The sequence below is a fragment of the Salipiger sp. genome (genome assembly GCF_059781815.1).
The window spans coordinates 1-7,178 of the sequence record NZ_JBYNAH010000252.1 but is presented as its reverse complement, the minus strand read 5'-3'; the positions used below and the strand labels follow the sequence as shown (position 1 = coordinate 7,178).

The window sequence follows — 7,178 nt, the reverse complement described above, 5'->3', positions numbered from 1 at the left end:
GATGACCGCGACGATCGTCGCGGCCGCCCGCGCCGCCGCGCCGGGGCTGCCGATCACCGGACGGACCTCGCTTTGCGGCCCGCCCGCGATCCAGGGCGCCGAGGATGGCGAGGCGGCGATCCCGCCGCTGCTCGAGATCGTCTCCGAACTTGATGGGGCGGGCGTGGATGGCGTGGCGATCAGCTGCTTCGACGACACCGGCCTCGATGAGGCGGCGCGCCACGCGCATTGCCCCGTCATCGGCATCGGGCAGGCGGCGTTCCACCTCGCGGCGCTGCGCAGCTGGCGCTTCAGCGTGGTGACCACGCTGCCGATCTCCCTGCCGGTGATCGAGGGCAATATCGCGCGCTACGGTCTTGCCGGGCATTGTGCCAAGGTGCGCGCTTCGGGCGTGCCGGTGCTGGCGCTGGAGGAGGATCCCGACGCGGCACTCACCCGCATCGTCGAGGAGGCGCAGCGTGCAGAGGCAGAGGACGGGGCGGATTGCGTGATCCTCGGCTGCGCCGGCATGTCGGCGCTGACCCGGCGGGCGCGCGAGGCGCTCAGCTGCCCGGTGATCGATCCGGTCGAGGCGGCGGCGCGCAGCTTCCTGTTGTTTGCCTGAAATCCGCGCTCAGCAATACCGCCGGGCGTAGCTGACCAGAAGCCACTTGTGCAGCGGCTTCAGCAACAGGTCGTCCATTCCGAACTTGGTCCAGTCGCCCTTTTCCAGAAACGCCATGTGCGAGGTGATCCCCACCACTCCGCAGGACGTGCCTTCGGTGAGTTTCTTGAAATCCCGCGCGTAGTCGAGGCCGCACTCGCCATTCGGAAATCGGATATCGAGCAGGATAAGGCCGAACGCCTTGGGGTTCTGGGCGCAGAGCGATAGCGCCTCGTCCGGAAAGGGAACCGCCCGCGCGTCGAAATTCTCTTCCTTCAGATGTTTCTGGACCGAGAACCGGATCCACTCGTCATCATCCACGATCAGGACGGTCTTCTTCAGTGTCTTGGCGTCGAGCGAAGAACTATGCCCGGTCTGCAACATACCATGTCCCCCGAGACGATTGGCCGTGTGGGTCGCCTCTTCCCGAATCTTTCCTCGCCTCAGAAGCGAGGTTCGAAAGTATATATTAACAATTTGCCAGAAAACTTGTGTTTCGTGAAATGGTTTGTGGCGAATTGATATTCATTGCGATGAGGGTGAGCCTGTTACGAGGCATATAAGAAGTCAATCTTGGAGCCGGAAAGGTCGCGTGGAAATAGGCGTGAAAAGCCCATGCGCCTATAATCGTTTCTATTTCGATCTCGTTGAATTCCATGCGACGGACGAAGCACTTGAAAAATCCCGCCGACTTGAACATCATTCAGATCGGTTGGGAGTCCCGGAATGAAAGAAACGATATCGCGGTGCGATAAGTCGTCCGAGCCTGCGCGGCCGCGCGAGACAGGCAGTTGGGCGTTGGTCGTTATGGATCAAGGCGACACCGAGGGATTGCGCGCGGAGATCGCGGCTCTGGACGTGGCGCTGGCCGAGGCGGAGCGGTCGGTGCTTCTGACGGCGCCGCCGCCCGCGCAGGACCGGGAGCGGCTGGCGAAGGCGACAGGTCCGGGCACGCGATGGCACGAGATCACCGAGGGCATGCGCGCCGCGCCCGGGCGGGTCTATGTGCCGCCGGCAGGGCAGACCCCGATTTTGCGCCACCGTCCGGAGGACGGGGGGGCACTGCGCTTCGGGCTGAGGCCCGCCGAGCCAGCTGGCGAGGAGGCCGCTGTTGCGATGCTTTCCGCCTCTGCCGCCCGCAGGCCCGGCGGCGTGACGATCCTCGCGGAGGGCGATGCGGATGTCGGCGCGTGCGGCGTGCTCGCACATGTCGAACGCATGATCGAGGCGGGGCAGGCCGGGTTCTGGGACTGGCACGTGCAGGACAACACCGCCTTCATGAGCCCCCTCCTGCAGACGATGCTGGGCTTCGCCGGTGGCGAACTCGGGACCAGCGCCGCGGCGTGGCAGCAGCGCGTGCATCCCGAGGACCTGCCGCGCCTGCAGCAGGTGTTTCGCGCCCATGTCGAGAGCCGCGGCAAACAGCCCTTCGATCTCGAGCTGCGCTACATCCGCAAGGACGGGGCGACGGTCTGGGGCCATTGCCGGGGGCAGGTGGTGGCGTGGAACGGCGGCGGTGCGCCGCTGCGCATGATGGGCATCCTGTCCGACATCACCGAGCTGCGCCGGCGCGAGGCGGCGCTCGACGAGATCCGCCACTTCGCCTTCATGGCGGCGCATGACCTGCTGGAGCCGGCAAACACCATCGCCGGGGGACTGTCGATGTTGCGCTCGGCGCTTGGCGAGGCGGTCGATGAGGAGGCGGCGGAGATCTTTGGCTTTGCCACCCGCGCCGCCGACCAGCTGCGCGCCCGGATCACCGCCGTGGTCGACCTGTTCCGCATCGAGAACACCGAGGTGGAGTTCGAACCGGTCGATCTTGGCGCCTGTTTCGCGGAGGCGGCGGAGCTGCTGCACGACGAGATCCTGCGCAGCGGCGCAGAGGTCATCGTCGCGCCGCTGCCGATGGCGTCGGGGTCGCCGCTGCTGGTCGGCCAGATGGCGCAGAACCTGCTGGGCAATGCGCTGAAATACCGCCACCCCGAGCGTCGGCCGGTGGTGCATGTCACCGCGTTCGACGCGGGTCCGAAGCGGGTGGGGATCAAGGTGCGCGACAACGGTCCCGGCATTCCGCCGGACCAGCGCGAAAAGGTGTTCGAGCTGTTCCACCGACTGCGCGCCGATGCGGCGCTTGGTGGCAGCGGTCTCGGCCTGTCGCTCTGCGACCGGGTGGTGTCGCTGCATGGCGGGCGGATCTGGGTCGAGGATGGCGACCAAGGCGGTGCGGCACTGCTCTTCACCCTGCCGCGCGCGCCCTAGGGCGGGGCCGCAAACGGAACGATGCGCCGCGGTGGGCGCGGCGCATCGTATGAGGTCCGGTCGGGGAGGCGGACCCTGGGAGGAGGCCCTCGATCAGTTCGAAGAGGCGAGCTGCTTGGGCAGCTTGAAGGTCCAGACGGTGCCACCCTGGTTGAGGTAGTTCACCTTCTTGGCAACCTCGCCGCCCCAGAGCGGAACCGCGCCGCCCCAGCCCGAGACCACCGAGACGTACTGCTCGCCGTCCATGTCGAAGGTGATCGGCTGGCCGACGATGCCCGAGCCGGTCTGGAAGCTCCACAGAACTTCGCCGGTCTCGTCATCCAGCGCCAGGAACTTGCCCTCTGGGGTGCCGGTGAAGACCAGGCCGCCAGCGGTGGTCATCACGCCGCCCCAGAGCGGAGCCTCGTTCTTGAACTCCCACTTCCACTCGCCGGTGGCCGGGTCGATGGCTTTGAGCGAGCCGATATGGTCTTCGTACATCGGCTTGATGGTGAAGCCCGAGCCGAGGTAGGCGGCGCCCTTCTTGTAGGTCACGGGCTCGTTCCAGATGTCCATGCCCCACTCGTTCGAGGGCACGTAGAACAGGCCGGTGTTCTGGCTGTAGGCCATCGGCATCCAGTTCTTGCCGCCGAGGAAGCCCGGGGCCGAGAACACCACCTCGCCCTTGCCGCCATCGGCGGCCGCGCTGGGATCGCCGGGACGGTTCTCCTCGACAAAGATCGGGCGGCCGGTTTCGTCGACGCCGGAGGCCCAAGTGATGTCCTTGACGAAGGGGTGCGCCGAGACGAAATCGCCATCCTCGCGGTTCAGCACGTAGAAGAAGCCGTTGCGGTCGGCGGTGGCGAAGCGCTTGTTGCCGTCGGCATCCTCGTAGGCCACGACCTCGTTCACACCGTCATAGTCCCAGCCCTCGCGCGGGGTGGTCTGGAAGTGCCACTTGATCTCGCCGGTGGCCGGGTCGATGCCGAGGCGCGAGGCGGCGTAGAGGTTGTCGCCGGTGTTGCCCTCGCTGGGCTGGCCGGCGCCGCGCAGGTGGCTGTTCCAGGGCGCCGGGTTGCCGGTGCCGAAGACCAGCGTGTCGGTCTCGGCGTCGTAGGAGCCGCCGAGCCAGGTGGCGCCGCCGCCGGTCTTCCACAGATCGCCCGGCCAGGTGGCGTTGAGCTCGCCGGTCATGGTGCTTTCTTCGCCGTTCAGCGTGCCCATGTGGCCCTCGATCACCGGACGGGTCCAGACCATGTCGCCGGTCTCGGCGTCACGGGCCTGCACCTCGCCGACGATGCCGAACTCGCCGCCCGAGTTGCCGGTGATGACGAGGCCATTCACGATCAGCGGCGCTGCGGTGTAGGAGTAGCCGGCCTTGTAATCGGCGATCTTGTCGCGCCAGACCACGTCGCCGGTCTTGCGGTCGAGCGCCACGAGACGGGCGTCGAGCGTGCCGAAGATGATCTTGTCGCCGTAGATCGCGGCGCCGCGGTTGATCACGTCGCAGCAGGGCAGGATGCCCTCGGGCAGGCGGGCGTCGTACTGCCAGAGTTCCTCGCCGGTCTTCATGTCGATGGCGTAGAGCCGGGAGTAGGAGCCGGTGACATACATCACGCCGTCATAGACGATCGGCTGGGTTTCCTGGCCGCGCTGCTTTTCGCCGCCCATGGAGAAGGCCCAGGCGGGCACGAGGTTCTTGACGTTGTCCTTGTTGAGCGTGTCGAGCGGGCTGTAGCGCTGCAGGTGGCGGCCCATGCCGTTGGTCACCACCTGGGTGGTGATGGACTGGTCGTTGGCCAGGTCCTCCTCGGTGACCTGGGCCTGCGCGGCACCGGTCGCCAGCAGACCTGCGGTCACTGCCAGAATGAAGCGGTTCATGATGTCCTCCCTTAGAGACGGTTCAGAGTGTTCGGTTCGGCCGCCGGGCCGCGCCCTCCTCCGGTGCAAGCATCCCCGGCACGGGGCCGGAGATGAATTGCACCATGGTCGTAAGACCTTTCCGAAGGGTTAGTTCTGCCCCTCGATGGCGCGGTTGTCCTGCGGGCTGATCGCGCGCAGATAGGCGAGGATGAAGTCCTGCACGGTGCGGTCCTCGATGCCCACATGGCGCATCTTGGTGCCCGGCATGAAGCCGTCATTGTCTTCCATCCAGGCCCTCAGCGCCGCCGGGGTCCAGACGATCCCCGAGGCCGAGAGCGCGGTGGAATAGTCGTAATCCGGGTAGGTTCCGGCGCCGCGATAAAGCACGTTCTCCAGCGGCGGCATTCGGCTTCGAAGAGCTGCTGGCCGGCCGAGACCTTGACCTCGTCGAAGGTGTTGGCTGTGGCGGAACTGGCCAGGCACAGGGCCGCCATGGCGATGAAGCGAGACATTGAGATCTCCGGTTTGGCGGCACCGGCCACGGGTCTCGCCGCGCCGGCACCGCTGAGGGGCGCGCGGTTCCGGGGCCGAGTAAACCTCCCGGTCCGGGGCGGGTGAATTGCACCAAGGTCTAACACCACCGCGCCAACGCCCTCCGAGATCCGCACCCTGTGCGTCCGCCCTTGCGGCGCAGACCGCTGCAGCCCTCACGCCGCCCGCGCCCCCGGGCCCGCTGCACGACGCCGAGGCACCCAGAACCACGCCCCTGTCTTCTTTGGTTCAAAGATACCTCGGGGGAGTCGCGGCTTGCCGCGGCGGGGGCAGCGCCCCCATTCTTGACGGCGGTGACGGTCGAGCGGCTGTCGGTTGTGCGCTCACCCTAAGTCCGCTCTCAAGCCATCGCGGGACGCGCTCGACTCTGATGGCGACCGTGGCGGGTTCTGCGATATGGATCGCGGCCGAGCGCCCCGGTGTTCTGCGCAGATCTCGCCGACGATCCGGATTTTGAAATATGCATTTCGCGCGCATTTAAAACGCCAAATGGAGACTCTTCCATATTGTCTTGTCCCTATCTCGACCCGGCAAGGCATGGCGCACGGCAAAACAGAAATTCCGTCGCTCGATCAGGGGGCGTCTCGAAAGTTTCTCTTTCTTTCTGAAGTGTTGGATTCGGCCCGGCGGGGATTTGGAGGGAAATCTGCCGGACAGACCAACAGCTGTTGACCGATTTTCCCATCGGCATAGACTGCAAGTCGGCTGTGAGATTCCTGAGGAGGACTATCAAAATGCGACTGGGCCATATTGCTCGCCTTCCCGTGGTTATCCTTGTGGCCTCTCCGGTTTTCGCCGCTGGTGAGACCATGATTGCAAATCCGGCATCGGTCTTTTGCGTCGAAAGCGGTGGGACTTCCGTGATCGAGACAGAAGCCGACGGAGAGCGCGGATATTGCATTCTGCCGGACGGCACCAAGGTGGATGAGTGGGAGTATTTCCGCGAGAACTGGGACAAGGTCGAAACCGACGGGTCCTGACGCTCTTGCAGCCGTCTTGCGACCGGGACCTGCGGCGTCCTCGCAGAGGGTTCTGATCGCATAAGGGCGACCGGCTGGGGCTTTGGCAGGTCTGCAGTGGCGGGCGGCGCCGCGACAGCGCGCTCTGCCTTCCGCTGACCGATGACGCCGCTCCCGATCGCTGATGAGGATGAAAGCCATGGCCGGACTTCAGAGACGACGTTTCCTAAAGACTGCGCTGGCCGGGTCCACTGCGCTGGCAGTGCCGGGACTGGGATGGGCCGGGTCCAGCTCGCTGTCAGACCTTGGCGGCGCCATGCTCGGACTCGACAGGGCGACCATCTTCACCGCGCGCGAGATTGTCACGCTCGATCCCGACCGGCCCACGGCAGAGGCCGTGGCGGTGGTGAATGGCCGGATTCTCGCCACCGGCACGCTGGATGAGCTCGAAGCGGCGCTGGGGGACCAGCCGCATGACATTGACCGCAGGTTCGACGACCATGTCATCGTGCCCGGCTTCATCGCCCAGCACGACCACCCGGTTCTTGCCGGGCTGACCATGTCCTCGCATATCCTTGCCATCGAAGACTGGGTGCTGCCCGGCGGCACCGTCCCCGCCGTGACGGACAAGGACGATTTCATGACCCGTCTCGCCGAGGCGGAGGCCGCGCTGGACACTCCCGATGAGCCTCTGCTCACCTGGGGCTATCACGCTGCGTTCTACGGCCCGCTGACCCGCGCCGATCTCGACGAGATCAGCGCCACGCGCCCGATCTTTGCCTGGGCGCGCTCGTGCCACGAATTCGTCCTGAACAGCGCCGCGATGGCACGCGCTGGCGTGACCCGGGACCTGATGGCGGGCTGGTCCCCGTCGGCACAGGAACAGTCGAACTATGAGGAGGGCCATTTCTGGGAACAGGGCA

6 protein-coding genes and 1 pseudogene are annotated in these 7,178 nt (G+C 65.9%); 4 read left to right on the top strand and 3 right to left on the bottom strand.

Going from position 1 to position 7,178, the window contains the following annotated elements; translation table 11 throughout:
• The first annotated feature begins 1 nt into the window (after window position 1).
• On the top strand, window positions 2–604 hold the full coding sequence (locus AC6RA4_RS21695; RefSeq protein WP_500163852.1) for an aspartate/glutamate racemase family protein: 603 nt from the start codon (window positions 2–4) through the stop codon (window positions 602–604).
• A gap of 9 nt (window positions 605–613) precedes the next feature.
• Here AC6RA4_RS21695 and AC6RA4_RS21690 read toward each other — a convergent pair whose 3' ends face one another.
• Window positions 614–1,027 carry a response regulator gene (locus AC6RA4_RS21690; RefSeq protein ID WP_500163850.1) on the bottom strand — a complete coding sequence of 138 codons (414 nt, stop codon included), beginning with the start codon at window positions 1,025–1,027 and terminating at the stop codon, window positions 614–616.
• Between the two features lie 423 nt (window positions 1,028–1,450).
• On the opposite strand from AC6RA4_RS21690, the gene AC6RA4_RS21685 reads away from it, so the two are divergent.
• Window positions 1,451–2,902, top strand: coding sequence for a sensor histidine kinase (locus tag AC6RA4_RS21685; RefSeq protein WP_500163849.1), 1,452 nt, complete (start codon window positions 1,451–1,453; stop codon window positions 2,900–2,902).
• A gap of 93 nt (window positions 2,903–2,995) precedes the next feature.
• Here the strand turns inward: AC6RA4_RS21685 and AC6RA4_RS21680 are convergent, their stop codons facing one another.
• Window positions 2,996–4,762, bottom strand: coding sequence for a PQQ-dependent methanol/ethanol family dehydrogenase (locus AC6RA4_RS21680; protein WP_500163847.1), 1,767 nt, complete (start codon window positions 4,760–4,762; stop codon window positions 2,996–2,998).
• A gap of 129 nt (window positions 4,763–4,891) precedes the next feature.
• Window positions 4,892–5,149 carry a c-type cytochrome gene (locus AC6RA4_RS21675; protein ID WP_500163845.1) on the bottom strand — a complete coding sequence of 86 codons (258 nt, stop codon included), beginning with the start codon at window positions 5,147–5,149 and terminating at the stop codon, window positions 4,892–4,894.
• A gap of 881 nt (window positions 5,150–6,030) precedes the next feature.
• Between AC6RA4_RS21675 and AC6RA4_RS21670 the strand changes: the two genes are divergently transcribed.
• Entirely contained in the window at window positions 6,031–6,276 is a 246-nt protein-coding gene (locus AC6RA4_RS21670) for a DUF333 domain-containing protein (protein ID WP_500163843.1), read from the top strand.
• 295 nt (window positions 6,277–6,571) lie between these two features.
• Window positions 6,572–7,178, top strand: a pseudogene (locus AC6RA4_RS21665) (amidohydrolase); the annotation flags it as partial.